Raw genomic sequence first — 21507 nt, forward strand, 5'->3', positions numbered from 1 at the left:
GAGGGCTGGGAAATGCAGCTCGCGTTCGCCAAGCGCGACGCCGAAAGCGGCTAGCGCGAAGCATCCGTCGCGCTGGTGTGCCGACCTCGCTGACCGCAGTCGGGGGTTGCGGTCAGCGAGGTCGGTGCGCCGCCGATTCCGGAGGCACGCTCGGATAGTCGTCGGGTCAGTGCACTTCGTTACGCGCCTCGTCCGCTCGGATGTCGACGGGACTGAATCGGGGAGTACGGAGTCGGGTCGATGTCCGGTCGCCGCTCGTCCACGAGATCCGCGAGGATGCGCGCCGAACCGACCGCCATGGTCCAGCCGACGTGACCGTGACCGGTGTTGAAGTACAGATTGTCGCGGCGTCCCAGGCCGATCATCGGCGGGCCGTCGGGCGTCATCGGGCGAAGGCCCGTCCGGTATCTGGCCGTATCCCAGTCGACGGCGCCGGGGAACAGTTCGTTTCCCGCGTCCACGATTCCCGCGTAGTCGGCGGGGGAGTGACTGCGGTCGTATCCGACGAATTCGGCGGTGGCCGACATTCTCAGTTCGTCACCGAACCGCGACCAGGCGACGAGCGTCTTCTCGTCGATGCCGCCCACCACCGGCGCGCGTTCGGGGTCCTTGACGGTCGCGGTCAGCGTGTATCCCTTGGCCGGGTAAACGGGCAGTCGGAGGCCGACGCTCCTCGCGACGAGAGCGCTCGCGGCCCCGGCGGCGAGGACGTAGGCATCCGCGCGAATGTCGCCCTGATCGGTGACGGCTGAAGTGATGGCCGCGCCGTCGCTCTCGAGGCCCACGACGGACGTGCCCAGGTGGAACCGGACCCCCAGCTTTCGGCATTCCTCGGCGAGCCCCACCGAGAATCGGTGCGGGTCGCCGGTGCCGTCGGTGCGGTCGTGGATCGCCCCGGCGAACGCGGCCGTCCCGTGCCGAAGGGCGGGCTCCGCGGCCGTGATCTCCTCGGGGCCCAGCACGTCCTGCAGCTGTCCGTGGTCGCGGAGCAGCTGCGAGTTCACCTGCGCTCGTTCGAGTTCCGCTTCGTCCCTGTACAGGTACAGCACGCCGTTCCGTGTCTGGCAGTACTCCAGGTTCTCGCGGGCGGTGAGTTCGTCCATCAGCTGCTGGCTGTACCGGGCCAGTCGGAGCTTCGCGAGGGTGTTCGACCGCGCCCGGGAGGCCGTGCACTCGCGGAGGAATCGCACACCCCACCGGGCGAGTTCGGCATCCGCCCGGGGGCGGACGCGGATCGAGGTCGACGCGCCGAGCAATGATCGGACCAGCATGGTGGGAGCCGACGGCGACGCCCACGCGTAGGAGTGGCCGGGGGCGATCAGTCCGGCGGTGCTTGCGCTGGTGTCGGATGCGACCTCGCTGCGCCGGTCGTATACGTGAACCTCGTGTCCACGCTCGGCGAGAGCGTGAGCGGTCGCCACACCGACGACCCCTGCTCCGAGTACCGCCACCTTCATTTCGCTTCCTTTCCTTCGGTCGAGCCCCGGCCCGTGACGGCAATGGCCTGTATCTCCACGAGCAGCTTCGGGTCCAGCAGGTCCGCGACTACGGTTGCCCTGGCCGGTCGGTGCTCTGCGGCGAACCAGCGCATCCATTCCTCGTTGAAGCGCGGGCCGTCGCCGGCGTTCGCGAGATACACCGTGGCCGAGGCGATGTCGTGCAAGGTTGCGCCGGTCGCGGCGAGAACCCTGTCGAGTCGTGTGAGGGAGTGACGTGTCTGCTCCACCACGTCGTTGCCGACGACGTTGCCGGTGTCGTCGAACGAGACCTGGCCGGAGACGAATACGAGGTCGCCGACCCTGCGCGCCGACGGGTATGGGCTGGTGGCTGTGGTCACGCCGGGAACGTCCACGATGTCACCCATGGTCGCGCTCGCCGGCTTTGGTGGTCTCGTTGTCGCCGCGCAGCACTTCCTTGACGTAGAAGCGCCAGCCGAGGAATCCGACCCAGAGGGTGACGGCGATGACGGCGGTCGGTACCCCGTAATAGAGCAGGACGGAAATCATGCGAATTCTCCTTCAGTGACGCGGACGGCAGGCTGCTGCCGGCGCGGATAACGGGACGCGGTGGCCACGGCGACCGTGACGAAGACGAGCAGGTTGGCGACGACGCCGGGCACCAGCCCATCCAGTCCGAACGGAGCGTCGAGGCCCCACTGCCACACCGCGGTGACGATCGCGCCCGCCGTGATCGCCGACAGTGCCGCCGGAGCGGACCGCACGCCGAACAGCACGGCGCCGAACAGCGGAACGATGACCGTGGGAGCCCACAATGTGTAGCTGTAGAGAAGGGCGTCGACGATGGACGGAACGCTGAGTGCGAAGATGGTCGCTCCGGCACCGACGACGACACTGGTGGCCCGCTCGATGGTGAGCCGCCTCGACGGTGGCAGTTCGGTTGGGCTGAGTGGCTGGTAGATGTCCTTGGTCAGGACGACGGCGGTGGAATTGAGATAGGAACTGGCCGTCGACATTACGACTGCCATCAGCGCCGCCACCACCAATCCGAGAACGCCGACCGGCATCAGATTCATCACTACGGTCGGAAGCGCCTGATCGCTTTCGATGTCCGGGTACAGGACGAGTGCGATCAACCCGAGGGACGCCGAGGTGAAGAAGAAGAAGAACGAGAAGAACCCGGCCAGTGCGTAGCCCTTACGGGCGTGCCGCGAGTCGGGGGTGGAGAACGTCCGCTGCGCGTACGGTGGGACCAGCGTCTCGCCGAGGAGTAGTGCCGCGAAGAGCGTGAGGAACTGTGCGGGGGAGTAGTCGCCCATGAACGAAAGGTGCTCGGCGGGAACACTGTCCAGGAGGGCCGACGGTCCGCCGACGGCGTCGAGCCCGATGAGAAGTGCCACCGGCAGTAGCACTCCCAGGAAGACGAACTGCAGCAGATCCGTCTGGATTACCGCCCACGCCCCACCGAACGAGGAGTAGAGCACGACCACTCCCATGCCGATGATCACCGCGGGCACGGTGGGCACGTCGAGGGTGGCGTTGACGACGGTACCGATTGCCAGGGCCTGGGCGCCGAGGATGCCGGCACACAGGACGACGGACAGTACGCCGGTGACCAGTCTCGCCGGTCGGCCGTAGTGTGCCTCCATGATGTCGCCGAGGGTGTGGGCACCGATGTAGTTCTTGAGTCTCGGTGCGACGAAGTAGCCGACGAGCACCGTCTGAACGCCGAACGCGCAGAAGGCGAACATGTACACGTATCCGTCGCGCATGGCGGCGCCGGCGACGCCGAGCGATGCTCCGCCGCCGAGGAAGGCCGCGGCCAGGCTGCCGAAGAAGACCGGCCAGATGATTCGGTTGCCTGCCACGGCGAAATCGTCCGGCGACTTGACGCGTCGCATGGTCTGGACGCCGATCAGGACGAGTAGCAGGAAGTAGGCACCGAGAAGTATCCAGTCGAGGATTGCCATGTGAACTCCTAATTGGGATGAACCCATCGTAGGAACGGTCTGTGACCGTGGTCACTAGGCAAGTTGACCTTGATCTACACTGAGATCGATACTCAGTTGTGCGATATGCACAATCATCCAGATGAGGTCGGAAGGGCTGTCGATGCTGAGTGAGGCTCTGGCGCAACAGATCGCGAATGAGATCACCGACGTCATCGGGTTCAACGTGCTCATCACGGATGCCTCCGGAACAGTGGTCGGCAGCGGGGACGAACGTCGCATCGGCCAGTTCCACGAGGCGTCGATCGAGGTGATCCGTGCGCGGCGCATGATCGCGCACTCGGCAGCGGACGTCCGCGACCTCGTCGGCAGTCTGCCCGGCGTCACCATTCCGCTCGTCATCGACGGTGACGTGGTGGGCACGATCGGGCTGTCCGGCTCACCCGAGCAGGTCGAACAGTTCGGGCTTGTGGTCAAGAGGCAGACCGAAATCCTGATGCAGGAGGCCTCGCGGATCGGTACCCGGCTGACCTACGAGCGGGCAGCGGAAGAACTGCTCCGCGACATCTGTGACTGGCATCGCTCCACGTTCACCGAGGCCCAGATCTCGCGGCGGGCAACAGGTCTGGGATACGATCTGCACCTTCCCCGGGTCATGGTGCTGATCGGCTACGACAGTCACACCGACGACGTCGCCGCCCTGGGGCAGCCCGTGTCCCACCGGGTCCTGCGCGCCGTGCAGGACGCCTTCGACTCCGCGACCGATCTGGTCGCACCGCTCGCCCGGCAGGTCGTCGCGGTCACCACCGTGATGACCGCAGCGACGCCCGCGGCGGATGCGGCTCTGACGGGCCGGTGCCGGAAGTATGTGTCGCTGGTCCGCGAACGGGGATGGGACACCCGTGTGGGGATCGGCTCGATCGCGCACGGGGTCGAGCAGCTCAATCTCTCGTCCCAGGACGCGTACGACGCGCTCCGGCTCGGCGCGGTACTCGACCCACGCGGGCAGGTCTACGACATCGACCGGTTCCGCCTCCATCAGGCGGTGTCGGTGATACCTGCGGAAACTCGTGACAGACTGTCACGGGCCGTGCTCGGCGGGTTGACCACCGACAACGACTGGCCGCACCTGCAGGAGACGCTGATAGCCTGGGGGGAGTGCGGGTTCAACTCCAGCCAGGCGGCGAAGCGGCTGCACGTCCACCGCAATACCCTCGCCAACCGGCTCGACAAGATCGCCCGGCTCCTCGGTCGCCCGCTGGACGAACCGGGCCTGGGAGTGACGCTCTACCTCGCCTGTGTGGTGGCACAGCGGGCCGGCTGAGCCCCCTGCCGGCGTGTGTGTGAACACCACCGGCGCGGCGTCGCCGTGTCGCCGCCGATCGGCGGCGATTTCGATGCATACTCGACACTCTCGAGTGGTTGCCGCAATGGTTGCGGCAGACGAACCGGAGGAATCCCTTGAACGACCATCACGTGCAGCTCTTCTCCGAGCTGCACAGCACCGCAGGATCCCAGGCAGGCGGCGAAGACGCCGGCGAGGCGCTACGTCCCGTCGACCCGGAGCATCGCACCGCCACCGAGGTGCACCGCGCGCTGTTCAGCGACCAGTAGCGAGGCGGCCCGGTAGCCCCGTCGTCGGTCGTCCGCGCGTTCATTAGACTCGACGGGTGACCAGTGCAGCTCCAGAAAATCCCCAGAACCGTGCCGATGCCCTCCCGAAGAGCTGGGACCCCAGTTCCGTCGAGGACGATCTGTATCAGGGCTGGGTAGACGCCGGTTACTTCCGCGCGGACCCTCGCAGCGACAAGCCGGGCTATTCCATCGTCCTGCCGCCGCCCAACGTGACCGGCAGCCTGCACATGGGTCACGCTCTCGACCACACGTTGATGGACGCGCTGAGCCGCCGCAAGCGGATGCAGGGCTACGAGGTGCTGTGGCTGCCCGGCATGGACCACGCTGGCATCGCGACGCAGACCGTGGTCGAGAAGCAGCTTGCCGTCGACGGCAAGACGAAGGAAGACTTCGGCCGCGAGCTGTTCATCGACAAGGTGTGGGACTGGAAGCGCGAGTCCGGTGGCACCATCGGCGGCCAGATGCGCCGCATCGGTGACAGCGTCGACTGGAGCCGCGACCGGTTCACCATGGACGACGGGCTGTCCCGCGCCGTCCAGACCATCTTCAAGCGCATGTACGACGACGGCCTGATCTACCGGGCCGAGCGACTCGTCAACTGGTCGCCCGTGCTGCAGACGGCGATCTCCGACATCGAGGTGAAGTTCGAGGACGTCGAGGGTGAGCTGGTCTCACTGCGGTACGGCTCCCTGAACGACGACGAGCCGCACGTCGTGGTCGCGACCACCCGTGTCGAGACGATGCTCGGTGATACCGCCGTGGCCGTCCATCCCGACGACGATCGCTACAAGCATCTGATCGGGACGACATTCGAGCATCCCTTCACGGGGCGCGACATCCCGATCATCGCGGACGAGTACGTCGATCCCGAGTTCGGCACCGGCGCCGTCAAGATCACGCCTGCGCACGACCCCAACGACTTCGAGATGGGCCTGCGGCACAACCTGCCGATGCCGACCATCATGGACAAGACCGGCAAGATCGCCGACACGGGAACGCAATTCGACGGTCTCGACCGCTTCGAGGCGCGCGTCAAGGTGCGCGAGGCGCTCGCCGAGCAGGGTCGCGTGGTCGCGGAGAAGCGGCCCTACCTGCACAGCGTCGGGCATTCCGAGCGCACCGGTGAGTCCATCGAGCCGCGCCTGTCGCTGCAGTGGTGGGTGAAGGTCGAGTCCCTCGCGAAGGCGGCGGGTGACGCGGTGCGCAACGGTGACACGGTCATCCACCCGGCCAGTCAGGAACCGCGTTGGTTCGCCTGGGTCGACGACATGCACGACTGGTGCATCTCGCGTCAGCTGTGGTGGGGTCACCGGATCCCGATCTGGTACGGCCCCGACGGCGAGGTCGCGTGCTTCGGACCGGACGAGACCGCGCCCGAGGGCTGGGTGCAGGATCCCGACGTCCTCGACACCTGGTTCTCCTCCGGGTTGTGGCCGTTCTCGACCATGGGCTGGCCCGAGAAGACACCCGAGCTCGAGAAGTTCTATCCCACAAGTGTTCTCGTCACCGGTTACGACATCCTGTTCTTCTGGGTGGCGCGGATGATGATGTTCGGCACGTACGTGTCGGAGGACGACGCCATCGCGGGGCGGGGCGAGCGAAGCGACGGGGTGTTCAGCGAAGGCAAGTCCGGACCGCAGATGCCGTTCGAGGACGTGTTCCTGCACGGCCTCGTCCGTGACCAGTTCGGCAAGAAGATGTCGAAGTCACGGGGCAACGGCATCGACCCGCTCGACTGGGTCGACCGCTTCGGTGCCGATGCGCTCCGCTTCACGCTGGCCCGCGGCGCCAACCCCGGCAGCGACCTGTCCGTCGGCGAGGATCACGCACAGTCCTCACGGAACTTCGCGACCAAGCTGTTCAACGCGACCAAGTTCGCCCTCATGAACGGGGCCGCGCCGGCGCCGCTGCCGGGGCGCGGCGAGCTGACCGACGCCGACCGGTGGATCCTCGACCGCCTCGAACAGGTGCGCGGGGAGGTCGACGCCTCATTCGACCGGTACGAGTTCAGCAAGGCGTGCGAGGCACTGTTCCACTTCGCGTGGGACGAGGTCTGCGACTGGTACCTCGAGCTGGCCAAGGTGCAGTTCGCCGAGAACGACACGGTCGCGGCGAACACGAGGGCAGTCCTCGGCAACGTCCTCGACGCCCTGTTGCGCCTGCTCCACCCGGTGATCCCGTTCGTCACCGAGACGCTGTGGAAGGCGCTCACCGAGAACGAATCCGTCGTCGTGGCGGACTGGCCGCAGGCGAGCGAGGCCGCCGCGGATGCCGTTGCGGCGCAGCGTGTCGAGGACATGCAGCGACTGGTGACCGAGTTGCGCCGGTTCCGCAGCGATCAGGGGCTCAAACCCTCGCAGCGGGTGCCCGCACGGATCAGCGGCATCGCCGAGGCCGATCTGGACACTCAGCTCGCCGCGATCACGTCGCTGGTGCGTCTGACGGACCCGGAGGACGGTTTCGCGGTGTCCGCGTCGGTGGAGGTGCGGTTGAGCAAGGCGACCGTGACGGTCGACCTCGACACGTCCGGCAACGTCGACCTCGGTGCCGAGAAGGCCCGGCTGGAGAAGGACCTCGCGGCCGCGCAGAAGGAACTTGCCGGAACCACCGCCAAATTGTCCAACGAGGCGTTCCTGGCCAAGGCCCCCGACGCCGTCAGGGAGAAGATCCGCACGCGTCAGCAGATCGCGACGGAAGAAATCGAACGCATCACCAAGCGATTGAAGGAGCTGGAAGGCGCGTGACCTCGCCCGACTTCACGCCGGAGGAAGTCAGCCCTGTCGACCTCGCGGAGCTGACGCTGGTCGAGGCGGAACTCGACAAGCGGTGGCCCGAGACGAAGATCGAGCCGTCCCTCACCCGGATCGCGGCCCTGATGGACGTGCTCGGTTCGCCGCAGCACGGCTATCCCGCCATCCACGTCACCGGCACCAACGGCAAGACGTCGGTGACGAGGATGATCGACGCGCTGCTCACGGCGCTGCACCGGCGCACCGGCCGCACCACCAGCCCGCACCTGCAGCTCGCCACCGAGCGCATCAGCATCGACGGGCGCCCGGTGTCGCCTCGCCGCTACGTCGACACGTACCGGGAGATCGAACCGTACGTGCAGATGATCGACCAGCAGTCGCAGGCGGCCGGCGGCCCCCTCATGAGCAAGTTCGAGGTGCTCACCGCGATGGCGTACGCCGCGTTCGCGGAGGCGCCCGTCGACGTCGCCGTCGTCGAGGTGGGCCTCGGCGGGCGTTGGGACGCAACCAATGTCATCGACGGCGAGATCGCGGTGATCACTCCGATCAGCCTCGATCACGCCGAGTATCTCGGCGACGATCTGGCCGGGATCGCCGAGGAGAAGGCCGGCATCATCAAGAAGGGCCGCGGGGACGCGCTCGTGCCCCGCGACGCCGTCGCGATCCTCGCCGAGCAGACGCCGGAAGTGATGGAGGTGCTGCTCCGCCGTGCCGTCGAGGTGGATGCCGCGGTCGCGCGGGAGGGCTCCGAGTTCACGGTGCTCGCCCGGCAGATCGCGGTCGGGGGCCAGCAGCTCGAACTCCAGGGCCTCGGCGGCGTCTACACCGATATCTTCCTGCCGTTGCACGGGGAGCACCAGGCGCGTAACGCGTCGCTCGCGCTCGCGGCCGTGGAGGCGTTCTTCGGTGCGGGCCCGGAACGGCAGCTCGACCAGGACGCAATCCGGGAGGCGTTCGCCTCGGTCGTCAACCCGGGACGGCTCGAACGTGTGCGCAGCGCCCCGACCGTGTTCCTCGACGCTGCGCACAACCCCGACGGGGCCCGTGCGCTCGCCGCCGCCCTGACCGCCGAGTTCGATTTCCGCAAGCTCGTCGGCGTCGTCAGCGTGATGGGTGACAAGGACGTCGACGGCATCCTGTCGGCGCTGGAACCGGTGTTCGACGAGCTCGTCGTCACGAACAACGGTTCGGCGCGGGCCATGGACGTCGACGATCTCGCCGATCTCGCGGTCGCCAAGTTCGGCGACGAACGCGTCGTCGTGGCGCCCAACCTCGCGGACGCGCTGGAAACGGCCATCGGACTGGCCGAGGAGGTCGCCGAGCCCGGTGAAGCAGTATCGGGGGCGGGCGTCGTGGTCACCGGATCCGTGGTGACCGCCGGTGCGGCCCGCACCCTCTTCGGAAAGGACCCAGCGTGAGCGAGCCAGACTCGAGTGCTTCGGAACCCGAGTTCGGGCCGCCGACCAAGGACCCATGGAAGGGATTCCGCGGGGTGGTCGCGGGAACTCTGATCCTGGAAGCCATCGTGGTGCTTCTCGCCTTGCCGGTCGTCGCGACGGTCGGCGGCGGACTCACCTGGTGGTCCGGAACGTACCTCGTGGGGCTCGCGGTGCTCATGATCCTCGGGGCGGGCCTGCAGGGCCGCCCCTGGGCGATGAAGTACAACCTGTTGTTGCAGGTGGGGCTCCTGCTCGGGTTCTTCGTCCACGTGTCGATCGGGTCGGTCGGAGTGGTCTTCGCCATCCTGTGGGGATACCTTCTCTACTTCCGCCGGAATGTCCGCCAGCGAATGGAGCGGGGCCTGCTGCCGGGGCAGCGGGGCTGACCATTTAGGCTGTGCGCCGTGACTGAGCGCACCCTTGTCCTGATCAAGCCCGATGCCGTTGCCCGCGGATATGTAGGAGAAATCCTCGGTCGTATCGAGCGGAAAGGTCTGACGATCTCCGCGCTCGACCTGCGCACCGCTCCCGGCGACATCGCGGCGGACCACTACGCCGAGCACGAAGGCCGCCCGTTCTACCCCGGCCTGCTGGAATTCATCACGGGCGGCCCGCTCGTCGCGGCAGTGCTCGAAGGTCCCCGGGCGATCGCGGCGTTCCGTCAGCTCGCCGGCGGCACCGACCCCGTCGAGAAGGCTGTTCCGGGCACGATTCGCGGTGATTTCGGGCTCGAAGCCCAGGAGAACCTGGTTCACGGCTCCGACTCGGTCGAGTCCGCCGAGCGCGAGATCGCCCTCTGGTTCCCCCGCCTCGCCGCCAACTGACCTACCTCTCCACCGACCCCTCGACCCAGCGACCTGCCCTCCGGGCCGGCGGCGCCATCGCGTGCGGAACATGTTCCAGACCGATACGTGCGCCGCTGGCACGGACTGCGGCACACGTGTGGGATACTGGGGGTGGTCGGACCGCAATTTGTGCACCACGTGGCTTCGACCGGATGACACCACGGCTCGATGCCCTTCATCGCTGCCCCTGCGTCAACAGGAAATACCTGGGCGTTCGGCACGCTGGATGATCAGGCGCTCGCGCCGCGGATGACGGCCATCCGCAAGGCACCACATGGGTGTGCAGTGAAAACGGACACTGCACGCGCTGTGTGGAGCGAGACCAGACAATCTCGCGCTCACATCTGGGGCGCGAGTACACATACTGCGCCCTCGCGTGGCCGCGTGACACTCCCAGACACGGGAGTGGACGCGCCCGGGGGCTGAGGAGACTACGTGGCCGATCAAGCGCCGCCCACAAATTCAGAGCCGAACGAAACGGCCACCGCCGGGAGCGCGGTTCCCGCTCTTCCGGAGAAGATTCGCGTTCACGCCCTCGCGAAGATGCTGGGCGTGACGAGCAAGCAGGTTCTCGCCGAGGCTGCGGCCCTCGGAACCGAACTGCGCAGCGCGCAGTCGAGCCTGCAACGCGATGTCGCCGAGCGTGTTCACGCAGCTTTCACCGCTGCGCAGGCCGCTCCCACCGAGCCACCCGCCGCGGTCGTACCGGTCGCGGAGGCCCCGGCTGTCGAACCGGTCGCGGAGGCCCCGGCCGCCGAACCTGTCGTCGAGGTCGCACCGGAACAGGTTTCGGCTGCCGACGTCGAGGAAGCGGCAGCCGAGCAGACTGTGGCGGCCGAGGAGACTCCGGCTCCGCAGGAAGCTCCGGCCCAGGAAGCTCCCGCCCACGAGCCCGTCCCGGAGGAGGCCGCGGTTTCCGAGCGCGACCTCGGACGTGACCTGTTCACCACCGCGTCCTACCAGGTCGAGGCGCCCGCCGCCGAGCCTGCCGTGGAGACTCCGCACGCCGTCTCGCAGGTCCCGCTGTTCCTGCAGCCCGACCTCGCGGCGGTCGAGACCCCGCCGCGTCGCCGGCGCAGTCGCCGGGACGCCGGCACCCCTGAACCCACCACCGAGCAGCCGCCCGTCGCCGAATCGCGCGAGGACGTCGCCGAGCCCGCGAAGGCCAAAGACACCGGAATCGCGGACACCGGAATCGCGGACACCGGAACCGCCGACACCGGAACCGCCGACACCGAGTCGGACGAGTCCGACGTCGACGGCGATCAGCCGCGCCGTCGTCGGCGCGGCCGTCGCGGACGTGGTCGTGGACGGGGCGAACAGCAGAACGAGCAGGACATCGACACCGACATCGAGGGTGCCGAGGCCGAGGAATCCGCACGCGAGGACAAGGTCGCCGAGACACCGACTCGGGAGCCCGAAGGGACGCCGAAGAAGGATTCCGAGGAGAAGCCCGCGGAGGCCGAGCAGGCCGAAGCCGAGTCCGGAGACGACGAGACCGGTGAGGGTGACTCCGACGGGTCGAGCCGTCGCCGCCGCCGTCGTCGCCGTCGCAAGTCCGGTGGCGAGGGGTCGGGAGAGGCCACGTCCGAGGACGATCCGCCGAACACCGTCGTCCACGAGCGTGAACCTCGCAACAAGAGCCGCTCGAAGGACGAGGTCCAGGGCATCACGGGTTCGACGCGGCTCGAGGCGAAGCGTCAGCGTCGCCGCGACGGCCGCGATGCCGGCCGCCGGCGTCCGCCGATCCTCACGGAATCGGAGTTCCTGGCCCGCCGTGAGGCCGTCGACCGCGTGATGGTGGTGCGCGACCGCATCGCCACCGGGCAACCGCACGCGACGACGCAGGTCGCCGTGCTCGAAGACGGCGTCCTCGTCGAACACTTCGTGACAACGTCGGCGTCGGCCTCAATGGTCGGCAACGTGTACCTCGGGCGCGTCCAGAACGTTCTGCCCAGCATGGAGGCCGCGTTCATCGACATCGGCCGCGGCCGCAACGGCGTGCTGTACGCCGGTGAGGTCAACTGGGAGGCCGCCGGACTCGGTGGCAACTCCCGCAAGATCGAGCAGGCGCTGAAGCCGGGCGACCAGGTGCTGGTCCAGGTCAGCAAGGACCCGGTCGGGCACAAGGGTGCGCGGCTGACCACGCAGATCAGCCTCGCGGGCCGCTTCCTCGTGTACGTGCCGGGCGGCACGTCCACCGGTATCAGCCGCAAACTGCCCGACACGGAGCGCAAGCGCCTCAAGGACATCCTGCGCGACATCGTGCCCTCGGACGCCGGAGTCATCATCCGGACCGCGTCGGAGGGTGTGAGCGAGGACGAACTCGCCCGCGACGTGACGCGTCTGCAGGACCAGTGGGCCGGGATCGAGGCTCAGGCCGCGAAGGCGGAATCCGGCAAGTCCGGTAACCCGCAGGCCCTGTACGAGGAGCCCGACCTTCTCGTGAAGGTCATCCGCGACCTGTTCAACGAGGACTTCTCCCAGCTCGTGATCGAGGGCGAGAAGGCCTGGTCGACGGTCGAGTCGTACATCAAGTCCGTCGCCCCCGACCTCATGCCGAGGCTCGAGCAGCACACGTCGGACAACGGTGTCGATGTCTTCGAGGCGCACCGCATCGACGAGCAGCTGGCGAAGGCGCTCGACCGGAAGGTCTGGTTGCCGTCCGGCGGCACGCTCGTGATCGACCGCACCGAGGCCATGACCGTGGTCGATGTGAACACCGGCAAGTTCACCGGTGCCGGCGGAAACCTCGAGGAGACCGTCACGCGGAACAACCTCGAGGCTGCCGAGGAGATCGTCCGGCAGATGCGCCTGCGCGACATCGGCGGCATGATCGTCGTCGACTTCATCGACATGGTGCTCGAATCGAACCGCGATCTCGTGCTGCGACGCCTGACGGAGGCCCTGGGCCGGGATCGCACCCGCCACCAGGTGTCCGAGGTCACGTCGCTCGGCCTGGTCCAGATGACGCGGAAGAAGCTGGGCACCGGGCTGGTCGAGGCGTTCTCGACGACGTGTGAGCACTGCCACGGCCGGGGCATCATCGTCCACACCGAGCCGATCGAGGTGAAGACCTCGGAGGACAACGGTGCGCGCGGGTCGTCCCGCGGCGGCGACTCCGGTGGCTCCCGCAAGAAGCGGGGACGCGACAAGTCGTCCGGCGGGGAGACCTCGCAGCCTCCCGTGCACGAGGAGACCCCGACGGTGGACGTCGCCGTCAAGCGGGCCCACCCGGTCGCTCTCGCGATGGCACACCACCATCACGAGGAGGAGGCCGCGCACGCGCACAGCGGGCACGAGGCGGAACCGGCCGAGCAGCCTGCCGCGGCGGTTCCCGAGCCCGAGCAGCCGGTCGCCGCCGTGGCGGAGACACCGGCGGCGGATCTGCCCGGCATCGAAGAAGCCGTGGTGGAGGCCCCGGCAGCGGTCGCAGCGGAAGCCGTCGTGGCACCCGCGGCGGAGGAAGCCGTGGCCGAAGAAGCCGTGGCCGAGGAGCCGGTCGTCGAAGCTGCGCCGGCCGAAGCGGCACCGGTCGCCGAGGCCCCGGAACCCGTCGTGGAGCGCGAGCCCGAACCGGAACCGGTGGCCCCGCCGCGGCGTAGGAGCCGTCGGGTGTCGAGGGCAGCGGCAGCGCCGGTGTCCGAAACCCCGAGCACCGGGACCGTATTCGTGATTCCGACACAGGAGCCCGGGGTGGAGCACGCACCGGAGCCGGAACCGGCCATGTCGGCTTCGGCCGTGAGCGGACCGCCGGCGTCCTCGCCGGACGGCGCGGATTCGCAGGCAGCGCCGCGCAGGCCGCGACGCCGTCGGGCCGCGGCACGTCCCGCCGGCCCGCCGGTGGACGCCGACAACTGACCAGGGAGCTCGGGAAGGCAATCGACGCCGGTTTGTACGGAACGGTTGCCTTCCTGTAACCTTGACCAGTCGCTACTCGGCGATGAAGGTCAGCTGTGCCCTCACCTGTGAGGGCTGCGCGATCTCGACCGAGCTAGCCGTCACACCAGACCAGTCGCGCACACTGTGGCGCGAGCAAGTTCGAAGAAGCAAGGGGTAGCCCTCCGATGGCAACGTACGCGATCGTCAAGACCGGCGGAAAGCAGTACAAGGTCGCTGTTGGTGACCTCGTCAAGGTCGAGAAGATCGAGGGTGAGCCCGGCACTGCTGTCTCGCTTGCTCCCGTTCTCGTCGTCGACGGATCCGATCTGACGACCGACGCCGACAAGCTGGCCAAGATCTCGGTCACGGGTGAGGTCGTCGAGCACACCAAGGGCCCGAAGATCCGGATCCACAAGTTCAAGAACAAGACCGGCTACCACAAGCGTCAGGGCCACAGGCAGAAGCTGACGGTCCTCAAGGTCACCGGCATCAAGTAGCTAGAGCTTCAGAGCTGATTTCCCCCGAGGAGGGTCAAGAACATGGCACATAAGAAGGGTGCATCCAGCTCCCGTAACGGTCGCGATTCAAATGCTCAGCGACTCGGCGTGAAGCGTTTCGGCGGCCAGTCCGTCAGCGCCGGCGAGATCCTGGTGCGTCAGCGCGGAACTCACTTCCACCCCGGCGTCAACGTCGGTCGTGGCGGCGACGACACGCTCTTCGCGCTCTCTGCCGGTGCCGTCGAGTTCGGCACCAAGCGCGGACGCAAGACCGTGAACATCGTTCCGGCGGCGGCAGAGGCCTAGTCCTGCCGCGAGTATGCATCGTCCCGTGAGGGACGTTTCAAGCTCCCAATAGGGGCGGACCTGGGTCGTGATACCCGGTCCGCCCCTATTGTTTTTTCAAGAGTGAGATCAACACAATTGACTGAGGAAGGATCCGGCAGTCATGTCCCGATTCATTGACCGCGTCGTGCTGCACGTCAGCGCCGGAAAAGGCGGCAATGGCTGCGCCTCCGTACACCGGGAGAAGTTCAAACCGCTCGGTGGCCCGGACGGAGGCAACGGCGGGCGTGGCGGTGACGTCGTGCTCGAGGTGGACGGCAACGTCCATACCCTCCTCGACTTCCATTTCCACCCCCATGCGAAGGCCACCAACGGCAAGCAGGGGATGGGTAGCAACCGTGACGGCGCCCAGGGCGACGACCTGATCCTGAAGGTCCCCGACGGCACCGTCGTCCTCGACGAGGACGGCCAGATCGTCGCCGACCTCATCGGTGTCGGCACCCGCTTCGAGGCCGCCCAGGGTGGCCGCGGCGGACTCGGCAACGCGTCCCTCTCGTCCAAGGCGCGCAAGGCGCCGGGTTTCGCGCTCCTCGGTGAGGACGGCGTCGAGCGGGAACTGGTCCTCGAACTGAAGTCCGTGGCCGATGTCGGGCTGGTCGGGTTCCCTTCGGCGGGCAAGTCCTCGCTCGTGTCGGTGCTGTCGGCGGCGAAGCCGAAGATCGCCGACTACCCGTTCACGACGCTCGTGCCGAACCTCGGTGTGGTGTCGAGCGGCGACACCACGTTCACGGTGGCCGACGTGCCCGGGTTGATCCCCGGCGCGAGCGACGGCCGCGGACTCGGACTGGACTTCCTGCGCCACCTCGAGCGGTGCGCCGTGCTGGCCCACGTCGTCGACTGCGCGACGCTCGATCCCGGCCGCGACCCGATCTCCGACATCGATGCGCTCGAGGCCGAACTCGCGGCGTACAAGGGCGCGCTGTCCGGGGACACCGGGCTCGGTGACCTCGCGGACCGTCCCCGCATCGTCATCCTGAACAAGGCGGACGTGCCGGAGGCGGCCGAGCTGGCCGAGATGGTCACCCCCGACCTCGAGGCCCGCGGATGGCCGATTTTCACGATCTCGGCTGTCAGTCGAGAAGGGTTGCGCCCGTTGACGTTCGCGCTGGCGAAGCTGGTTGCGGACTACCGTGAGGCGAACCCGAAGGCCGAGCCGAAGCGTCAGGTGATCCGCCCGGTGATCGCGAACGAGAACAGCTTCAGCGTCGTCGCCGATCCCGAGATCCCCGGTGGGTTCATCGTCCGCGGCACGCGGCCGGAGCGCTGGGTGCGGCAGACGCAGTTCGACAACGACGAGGCCGTGGGCTACCTCGCCGACCGCCTCGCGCGGCTCGGTGTGGAAACCGAACTCGTCAAGCAGGGTGCGGAGCCCGGTGCGTCCGTCACGATCGGCAACGTGAGCTTCGACTGGGAGCCCCAGACACCTGCCGGCGTCGATCTCACCCGCACCGGGCGCGGCACCGACCCGCGTCTGGATCAGGTGGAGCGCATCGGCGCCACCGAACGCAAGCACGCATCCAGGGTCCGTCGCGGTCTCGAAGGCCTCGACCCCGAAGACCAGTGAGCGCCACCCGGCGCACGATCGCGTCGGCGGGCAGCATTGTCGTGAAGATCGGATCGTCCGCGCTGACCAGCCTGGTCGGCGGGCTCGACGTCGGTCGACTCGACGCGCTGGCCGATGCGATCGAGGAACGGATGCGTGCCGGTTCCGACGTGGTCGTCGTGTCGTCCGGGGCCGTGGGCGCGGGTCTGGCCCCGCTGGGGCTGACCAAGCGGCCTCGGGACCTGGCGACGAAGCAGGCCGCCGCGAGCGTCGGCCAGCTGGCGCTGGCCCACGCCTGGGGCACGTCGTTCGCCCGGTACGGCCGCACGGTCGGGCAGGTGCTGCTCACCGCGGACGACATCGCCCGCCGCGCGCAGCACCGCAACGCGCAACGCACCCTCGACCGCCTACGCGCGCTGCACGCGGTCGCGATCGTCAACGAGAACGACACGGTCGCCACCGCGGAGCTGCGATTCGGTGACAACGACCGGCTCGCGGCGCTCGTCGCGCACCTGGTCGGTGCCGACGCCCTGGTCCTGCTGTCGGACGTCGACGGGCTGTACGACGGCGACCCCCGCAAGGGCAATGCGACGCTGATTCCCGAGGTGAACAGCCCCGAGGATCTCGACGGGGTGGTCGCGGGCTCGGGCGGCGCTCTCGGCACCGGCGGGATGGCGTCGAAGCTGTCGGCAGCGCGCCTCGCGGCCGATGCAGGCGTGCCCGTGCTACTCGCCGCCGCCTCGGACGCCGGGGCAGCACTGCGGGACGCCGGGGTGGGGACGGCGTTCGCGGCGCGGCCGTCCCGGTTGTCGGCGCGCAAGTTCTGGGTACGCCACGCCGCGGACGAGCAGGGGATCCTGCACATCGACGCGGGCGCTGTGCGTGCCGTCGTCACCAAACGGCGGTCGTTGCTTCCTGCGGGGATCAGCGCGGTGTCGGGGCGGTTCTACGGCGGCGACGTAGTCTCGCTCCTCGGCCCCGACGAGCGTCCCGTGGCCAGGGGAGTGGTGGCGTACGACTCGGCCGAGATCAGCGACATCCTGGGCAAGTCGACCCAGGAACTGCCCGCGGAGATGCAGCGCCCCGTCGTCCACGCGGACGATCTGGTGCCGCTCTGAGGGTCACGCGGGCAGTGCGGAGGACGCGTCGAGCAGTGCGGTGAGTGCTTCCGAACAGCCGGCGTGGAGGGTGAGGGCGGCGAACTCGTCGCCGCGTGTCGTCCCCCTGTTGACGATGACGATGGGGATTCCGCGTTTGGCGGCGTGCCGGACGAACCGCAGTCCCGACATGACGGTGAGCGACGAGCCGGCCACCAGGAGTGCCTCGGCCTCGTCGACCACGTCGTAGGCGGCGGCGACCCTCGGCTTCGGGACGGATTCGCCGAAGTACACGATGTCAGGTTTGAGCAGTCCGCCGCACGCCTCGCAGTCGACCATCCGGAAGTGTTCGGTGCTGGTGATCACCGCGTCGGCGTCCGGTGCGATCTCCACTCCCTTTGCAGCAGTGACGGTTTCGGTGAAACCCGGGTTCGCATGCTCGAGCCGGTCGGCGAGCGTGGCCCGCGAGATCAGGGCGTCGCACGCCAGGCACCGGACCTGGGCGTACGTGCCGTGCAGGTCGATCACCCGGCGACTGCCGGCCTTGGTGTGCAGGAGGTCGACGTTCTGGGTGATGACCGCGCTCGCGACACCGGCCCGTTCGAGCCCCGCCAGGGCGCGGTGGCCGGTGTTGGGCCGGGCGGCGTCCATGTGCCGCCAGCCGAGGTGGTTTCGCGCCCAGTAGTGGCGACGGAAATCGGGGTCCCCGGTGAACTGCTGGTACGTCATGGGATTGCGCGGTGGCGAATCCGGACCCCGGTAATCGGGAATCCCGGAGTCCGTCGAGATGCCGGCGCCGGTGATCACACACAGGCGCCGGCCACCGAGTACGTCGATCAGTCGGGCGAACACGCACTCCAGGGTAGCGCCGGCTCAGTACCCGACGACAGGATCGATCAGAGCGGTGAGATTCTCGCCGGCGACGAAGCGGGTGACGTTCAGTGCCACGTGCTCGGCGAACGCTGGGGGGCGGACCGACGGCGGGTTGGAATCGTGGGGGGTGATGATCACGTTGGGCAGATCCCACAGCGGGTGGCCGTCGGGAAGCGGCTCGGGATCGGTGACGTCGAGTCCCGCTCCGCCGATCGTGTTGTCCCGCAGCGCTTTCACCAGTGCATTGGTGTGGACGAGCGAGCCGCGCGCGACGTTGATCACCCACGCGGTCGGCTTCATCTGCGCGAACTCCGCCGCCCCGACCAGATGGTGCGTGGCGTCGGTCGCGGGAGCCCCGAGCACGAAGTGATCCGCTCGGGCCCACACCTCGCCCAGACGGGTGGTGGGGAGCGTCTCGATCGCTCCCGGCACCGGGCTGCCGGAGCGATTCACCGCGATGACGTCGGCCCCGACGCCCGCGAGCATCGGGATCAGTGCCCGGCCGATTCCGCCGGCACCCACGATTGCCACCGTGGTGCCCCGCAGGGTGCCGATCTTCGAGAAGAACTCCTGCTGGCGCCAGGTCTTCGCCTCGAGGTGCTCCGGGAGTGCCCGCACCCCGGCCAGCAGCAACGTCAGCGCGTGCTCGGCGACGGTGGCGGCGAACGCGCCCGCCGCCGACGTCCACAGGACGGTGGTATCGGGTCTGATCACCTTCGCGGCGAACCACTCCTCGACACCCGCGGAATTCAACTGCACCCAGCGGATGTTCTCGGGAAGCGGGTCCGGGAAACCGATCGGACTCGTGGTCCAGACCAGAGCGTCCGCGGACTCGAGGGGGGCCACACGGGCACCGCCCCGGCGCACCGCATCCTCGAGGAGCGGGTCCGGGGCGGGTCCGATGGCTATAGCTGGAACAGCAGCGTCGTCGGCCATGGGGTCGAACTTACGCGGGAACCTCGACCAAGGGGTAGACACCGTTCTCGTCGTGGACCTCACGGCCGGTGACGGGCGGGTTGAACACGCACAGCATGCGCATTTCGGTGTCGGGCTCGACGCGGTGACGCTCGTGACCGTTGAGCAGGTACATCGATCCGGGCCCGAGTTCGTAGACCTTGTCGTTGTCGAGGTCGATCAATTTGCCGGTTCCCTCGACGAGCCAGACGGCCTCGACATGATTGGCGTAGTGAAACTCGTTGACCGAGCCCGCTTTGATCGTGGTCTCGTGGAACGAGAAACCCACTTTGTCGCCGCCGAGGATGATGCGCTTGCTGCGCCAGTTGCCGTCCTCGCTGGTGATGTCGCGGTCGGTGTCGGTGATTTCTGCGGTGGTGCGAACGATCATGTGAGTGTCGGTCCTCTCTCTAGCTGCAAACCTTGCCGGTGGCGTCGGCGAGAATGGCGAGTCCGTGGTCCAGTTCCTCGTCGGTGATGGTGAGCGCCGGCAGAAGCTTGACCACCTCGTCCGACGGTCCGGACGTCTCCGCGAGCAGTCCCTCGTCGAAGGCGAGATTGCAGACCTTGCCCGCGTTCTCCGGCTCGTCGAACACGAGACCCTGGACGAGGCCGCGACCGCGGGTGGAGACGGAGCCGTCGAACTGGTTCGCCAGATCGGTGAACGCCTGGTGGATCTTCTCGCCCTTGGTCAGCGTCGACTTGTGAAGGGTGTCGTCGGACCAGTAGTGGTCCAGGGCCACCTTCGACGTGACGAACGCCGGGTTGTTGCCGCGGAACGTGCCGTTGTGCTCGCCCGGGCCCCACACGTCGAGCTCACGCTTGAACAGCGTCAGCGCCATCGGGAGGCCGTAGCCGCTGATCGACTTCGACAGGCAGACGATGTCCGGGGTGATGCCGGCGATCTCGAAGGAGAAGAACGGTCCGGTGCGTCCGCAGCCCATCTGGACGTCGTCGACGATCAGCAGGATTTCGCGCTCGGCACACAGGTCGGCGAGGGCACGCAGCCACTCGGCCCGGGCGACGTTGACGCCGCCCTCACCCTGCACGGTTTCCACGATCACGGCGGCCGGACGGTTCAGGCCACTGCCCGAGTCGTCGAGAACGCGGCGGAACCAGTGGAAGTCCTCGGTGACGCCGTCGAAGTAGTTGTCGAACGGCATCGGCGTGGCGTGCACCAGCGGGATACCGGCGCCGGCGCGCTTCATCGAGTTACCGGTGACCGACAGGGCGCCGAGCGTCATGCCGTGGAAAGCGTTGGTGAAGTTGATGATCGACGAACGACCCGTCACCTTGCGCGCCAGTTTCAGTGCGGCCTCGACAGTGTTGGTGCCGGTGGGTCCGGGGAACTGGACCTTGTAGTCGAGCCCGCGCGGTTTCAGGATCTTGTCCTGGAAGGTCTCGAGCAGGTCGCGTTTGGCCACGGTCGACATGTCGAGACCGTGCGTGATGCCGTCGCCGACGATGTAGTCGACGAGCGCCGACTTCAGGACCGGGTTGTTGTGGCCGTAGTTCAGCGAACCGGCGCCGGCGAAGAAGTCGAGGTAGTCGCGGCCGTTCTCGTCGCGGATCCACGATCCGGACGCCGACTCGAAGACGGCCGGCCAGCCGCGGCTGTAGCTGCGAACCTCGGACTCGAGGCTCTCGAAAATGTTCGTATCGATATTAGTCATGTGCTGCATTCCTCCGGGGCATGCTCTTAGCCGATCGTGTATAGATCTTCGGCTTCGTGTCCATCGGGAAAATCATTAGGGGAGAACAGTTCTTGCTTGTTGATCGCCGTATCTCGGCGACGCGCCAATGCTGTGAACAGCGCGATCGAGGCCTCGTTGCCGGGGCTGATCGTCGTTTCGAGATGGGTAATCCCTTCGGGTGCAAGTCGATCGAGCAGCGCGCTCAGCATGCGACCTGCAATTCCCTTGCCGCGCTGGTCTGCGTCCACGGCAACTTGCCAGACGAACAGCGTCGCAGGGGATTCGGGGCGGATGAAGCCCGATACGAATCCCACGACGCGCTCGTCGACGACTGCGACGACCGACGAGCGGCTGAAATCTCTACACCACAACAGGTATGCGTAGCTCGAATTGAGATCGAGCACTTCCGTGTTCCTGGCGATCTCCCAGAGCCGGACTCCGTCAGTGATCTCTGGACTTCTGAACAACACCGCGTCCGGCGCGGTGGTCGGGATAGCACTCTTCTGAACAGGCGTCATTGGAAATTCGAACCTAACAACCATCCCCT

General features: G+C 67.6%; 20 protein-coding genes. 11 read left to right on the forward strand and 9 right to left on the reverse strand.

From position 1 onward, the window contains the following. Window positions 1–179 precede the first annotated feature (179 nt). The 4 genes from ACFVJ3_RS11910 to ACFVJ3_RS11925 are packed head-to-tail and all read right to left on the reverse strand — an operon-like array spanning window position 180 to window position 3427. Window positions 180–1457: a D-amino acid dehydrogenase gene (locus ACFVJ3_RS11910; RefSeq protein WP_378452234.1), complete on the reverse strand. Its 1278-nt coding sequence runs from the start codon at window positions 1455–1457 to the stop codon at window positions 180–182. Next, the gene (locus ACFVJ3_RS11915) at window positions 1454–1864 is read right to left on the reverse strand and encodes a RidA family protein (protein ID WP_378452235.1); all 411 of its coding nucleotides are present in this window, start codon (window positions 1862–1864) and stop codon (window positions 1454–1456) included. The genes ACFVJ3_RS11910 and ACFVJ3_RS11915 overlap by 4 nt, the downstream gene beginning before the upstream one ends. Further along, a complete protein-coding gene (locus ACFVJ3_RS11920; protein ID WP_378452236.1) occupies window positions 1857–2006 on the reverse strand; it encodes a hypothetical protein in 150 nt (49 codons plus the stop codon). Before ACFVJ3_RS11920 ends, ACFVJ3_RS11915 begins: the two co-directional genes overlap by 8 nt. Next, window positions 2003–3427 carry a sodium:solute symporter gene (locus tag ACFVJ3_RS11925; protein WP_378452237.1) on the reverse strand — a complete coding sequence of 475 codons (1425 nt, stop codon included), beginning with the start codon at window positions 3425–3427 and terminating at the stop codon, window positions 2003–2005. The genes ACFVJ3_RS11920 and ACFVJ3_RS11925 overlap by 4 nt, the downstream gene beginning before the upstream one ends. A 121-nt stretch (window positions 3428–3548) precedes the next feature. Between ACFVJ3_RS11925 and ACFVJ3_RS11930 the strand changes: the two genes are divergently transcribed. The 11 genes from ACFVJ3_RS11930 to proB all read left to right on the forward strand — a co-directional run bounded on the left by ACFVJ3_RS11930 (window position 3549) and on the right by proB (window position 17460). Further along, window positions 3549–4730, forward strand: coding sequence for a CdaR family transcriptional regulator (locus ACFVJ3_RS11930; protein WP_378452238.1), 1182 nt, complete (start codon window positions 3549–3551; stop codon window positions 4728–4730). A 137-nt stretch (window positions 4731–4867) separates the two neighbouring features. Beyond that, a complete protein-coding gene (locus tag ACFVJ3_RS11935; protein ID WP_009474026.1) occupies window positions 4868–5020 on the forward strand; it encodes a hypothetical protein in 153 nt (50 codons plus the stop codon). Between the two features lie 56 nt (window positions 5021–5076). After that, a complete protein-coding gene (locus ACFVJ3_RS11940) occupies window positions 5077–7785 on the forward strand; it encodes a valine--tRNA ligase (RefSeq protein ID WP_378452239.1) in 2709 nt (902 codons plus the stop codon). Next, a complete protein-coding gene (locus ACFVJ3_RS11945) occupies window positions 7782–9209 on the forward strand; it encodes a bifunctional folylpolyglutamate synthase/dihydrofolate synthase (protein WP_378452240.1) in 1428 nt (475 codons plus the stop codon). The genes ACFVJ3_RS11940 and ACFVJ3_RS11945 overlap by 4 nt, the downstream gene beginning before the upstream one ends. Then, window positions 9206–9616, forward strand: coding sequence for a DUF4233 domain-containing protein (locus ACFVJ3_RS11950; protein WP_378452241.1), 411 nt, complete (start codon window positions 9206–9208; stop codon window positions 9614–9616). Before ACFVJ3_RS11945 ends, ACFVJ3_RS11950 begins: the two co-directional genes overlap by 4 nt. Before the next feature lie 18 nt (window positions 9617–9634). Beyond that, a complete protein-coding gene (gene ndk / locus ACFVJ3_RS11955; RefSeq protein WP_378452242.1) occupies window positions 9635–10054 on the forward strand; it encodes a nucleoside-diphosphate kinase in 420 nt (139 codons plus the stop codon). 456 nt (window positions 10055–10510) lie between these two features. Next, the gene (locus ACFVJ3_RS11960; RefSeq protein ID WP_378452243.1) at window positions 10511–13936 is read left to right on the forward strand and encodes a translation initiation factor IF-2 N-terminal domain-containing protein; all 3426 of its coding nucleotides are present in this window, start codon (window positions 10511–10513) and stop codon (window positions 13934–13936) included. A 206-nt stretch (window positions 13937–14142) separates the two neighbouring features. Continuing rightward, complete coding sequence (gene rplU, locus ACFVJ3_RS11965; protein WP_005248081.1) at window positions 14143–14454, forward strand: 50S ribosomal protein L21; 312 nt, start codon at window positions 14143–14145, stop codon at window positions 14452–14454. Window positions 14455–14496: 42 nt separating this feature from the next. Next, the gene (gene rpmA / locus ACFVJ3_RS11970) at window positions 14497–14760 is read left to right on the forward strand and encodes a 50S ribosomal protein L27 (protein ID WP_005248077.1); all 264 of its coding nucleotides are present in this window, start codon (window positions 14497–14499) and stop codon (window positions 14758–14760) included. Window positions 14761–14902: 142 nt separating this feature from the next. Next, window positions 14903–16363, forward strand: coding sequence for a GTPase ObgE (gene obgE, locus ACFVJ3_RS11975; RefSeq protein WP_378452244.1), 1461 nt, complete (start codon window positions 14903–14905; stop codon window positions 16361–16363). Further along, window positions 16360–17460, forward strand: coding sequence for a glutamate 5-kinase (proB, locus tag ACFVJ3_RS11980; RefSeq protein WP_378452245.1), 1101 nt, complete (start codon window positions 16360–16362; stop codon window positions 17458–17460). The genes obgE and proB overlap by 4 nt, the downstream gene beginning before the upstream one ends. 3 nt (window positions 17461–17463) lie before the next feature. Here the strand turns inward: proB and ACFVJ3_RS11985 are convergent, their stop codons facing one another. From ACFVJ3_RS11985 to ectA, 5 genes are read right to left on the reverse strand one after another with little or no spacing between them, the layout of a single operon-like run. Continuing rightward, complete coding sequence (locus tag ACFVJ3_RS11985; protein WP_378452246.1) at window positions 17464–18291, reverse strand: NAD-dependent protein deacetylase; 828 nt, start codon at window positions 18289–18291, stop codon at window positions 17464–17466. Window positions 18292–18312: 21 nt separating this feature from the next. Then, complete coding sequence (locus ACFVJ3_RS11990; protein ID WP_378452247.1) at window positions 18313–19248, reverse strand: D-isomer specific 2-hydroxyacid dehydrogenase family protein; 936 nt, start codon at window positions 19246–19248, stop codon at window positions 18313–18315. Window positions 19249–19258: 10 nt separating this feature from the next. Then, entirely contained in the window at window positions 19259–19657 is a 399-nt protein-coding gene (locus ACFVJ3_RS11995) for an ectoine synthase (protein WP_073369647.1), read from the reverse strand. 19 nt (window positions 19658–19676) lie between these two features. Then, entirely contained in the window at window positions 19677–20939 is a 1263-nt protein-coding gene (gene ectB / locus ACFVJ3_RS12000; RefSeq protein WP_378452248.1) for a diaminobutyrate--2-oxoglutarate transaminase, read from the reverse strand. 26 nt (window positions 20940–20965) lie between these two features. After that, entirely contained in the window at window positions 20966–21478 is a 513-nt protein-coding gene (gene ectA / locus ACFVJ3_RS12005; protein WP_378452249.1) for a diaminobutyrate acetyltransferase, read from the reverse strand. Window positions 21479–21507 lie beyond the last annotated feature (29 nt).

The sequence above is a fragment of the Rhodococcus sp. NPDC127593 genome (assembly GCF_042671975.1).
Lineage (GTDB): Bacteria > Actinomycetota > Actinomycetes > Mycobacteriales > Mycobacteriaceae > Rhodococcus_F.

Coding starts and splice junctions, on each gene's coding strand:
- ACFVJ3_RS11915 (WP_378452235.1), bottom strand. CDS start 1,864: ATGGGTGACATCGTGGACGTTCCCGGCGTGACCACAGCCACCAGCCCA.
- ectA (WP_378452249.1), bottom strand. CDS start 21,478: ATGACGCCTGTTCAGAAGAGTGCTATCCCGACCACCGCGCCGGACGCG.
- ACFVJ3_RS11995 (WP_073369647.1), bottom strand. CDS start 19,657: ATGATCGTTCGCACCACCGCAGAAATCACCGACACCGACCGCGACATC.
- ACFVJ3_RS11920 (WP_378452236.1), bottom strand. CDS start 2,006: ATGATTTCCGTCCTGCTCTATTACGGGGTACCGACCGCCGTCATCGCC.
- rpmA (WP_005248077.1), top strand. CDS start 14,497: ATGGCACATAAGAAGGGTGCATCCAGCTCCCGTAACGGTCGCGATTCA.
- ACFVJ3_RS11910 (WP_378452234.1), bottom strand. CDS start 1,457: ATGAAGGTGGCGGTACTCGGAGCAGGGGTCGTCGGTGTGGCGACCGCT.
- ACFVJ3_RS11925 (WP_378452237.1), bottom strand. CDS start 3,427: ATGGCAATCCTCGACTGGATACTTCTCGGTGCCTACTTCCTGCTACTC.
- rplU (WP_005248081.1), top strand. CDS start 14,143: ATGGCAACGTACGCGATCGTCAAGACCGGCGGAAAGCAGTACAAGGTC.
- ACFVJ3_RS11930 (WP_378452238.1), top strand. CDS start 3,549: ATGAGGTCGGAAGGGCTGTCGATGCTGAGTGAGGCTCTGGCGCAACAG.
- obgE (WP_378452244.1), top strand. CDS start 14,903: ATGTCCCGATTCATTGACCGCGTCGTGCTGCACGTCAGCGCCGGAAAA.
- ACFVJ3_RS11990 (WP_378452247.1), bottom strand. CDS start 19,248: ATGGCCGACGACGCTGCTGTTCCAGCTATAGCCATCGGACCCGCCCCG.
- ectB (WP_378452248.1), bottom strand. CDS start 20,939: ATGACTAATATCGATACGAACATTTTCGAGAGCCTCGAGTCCGAGGTT.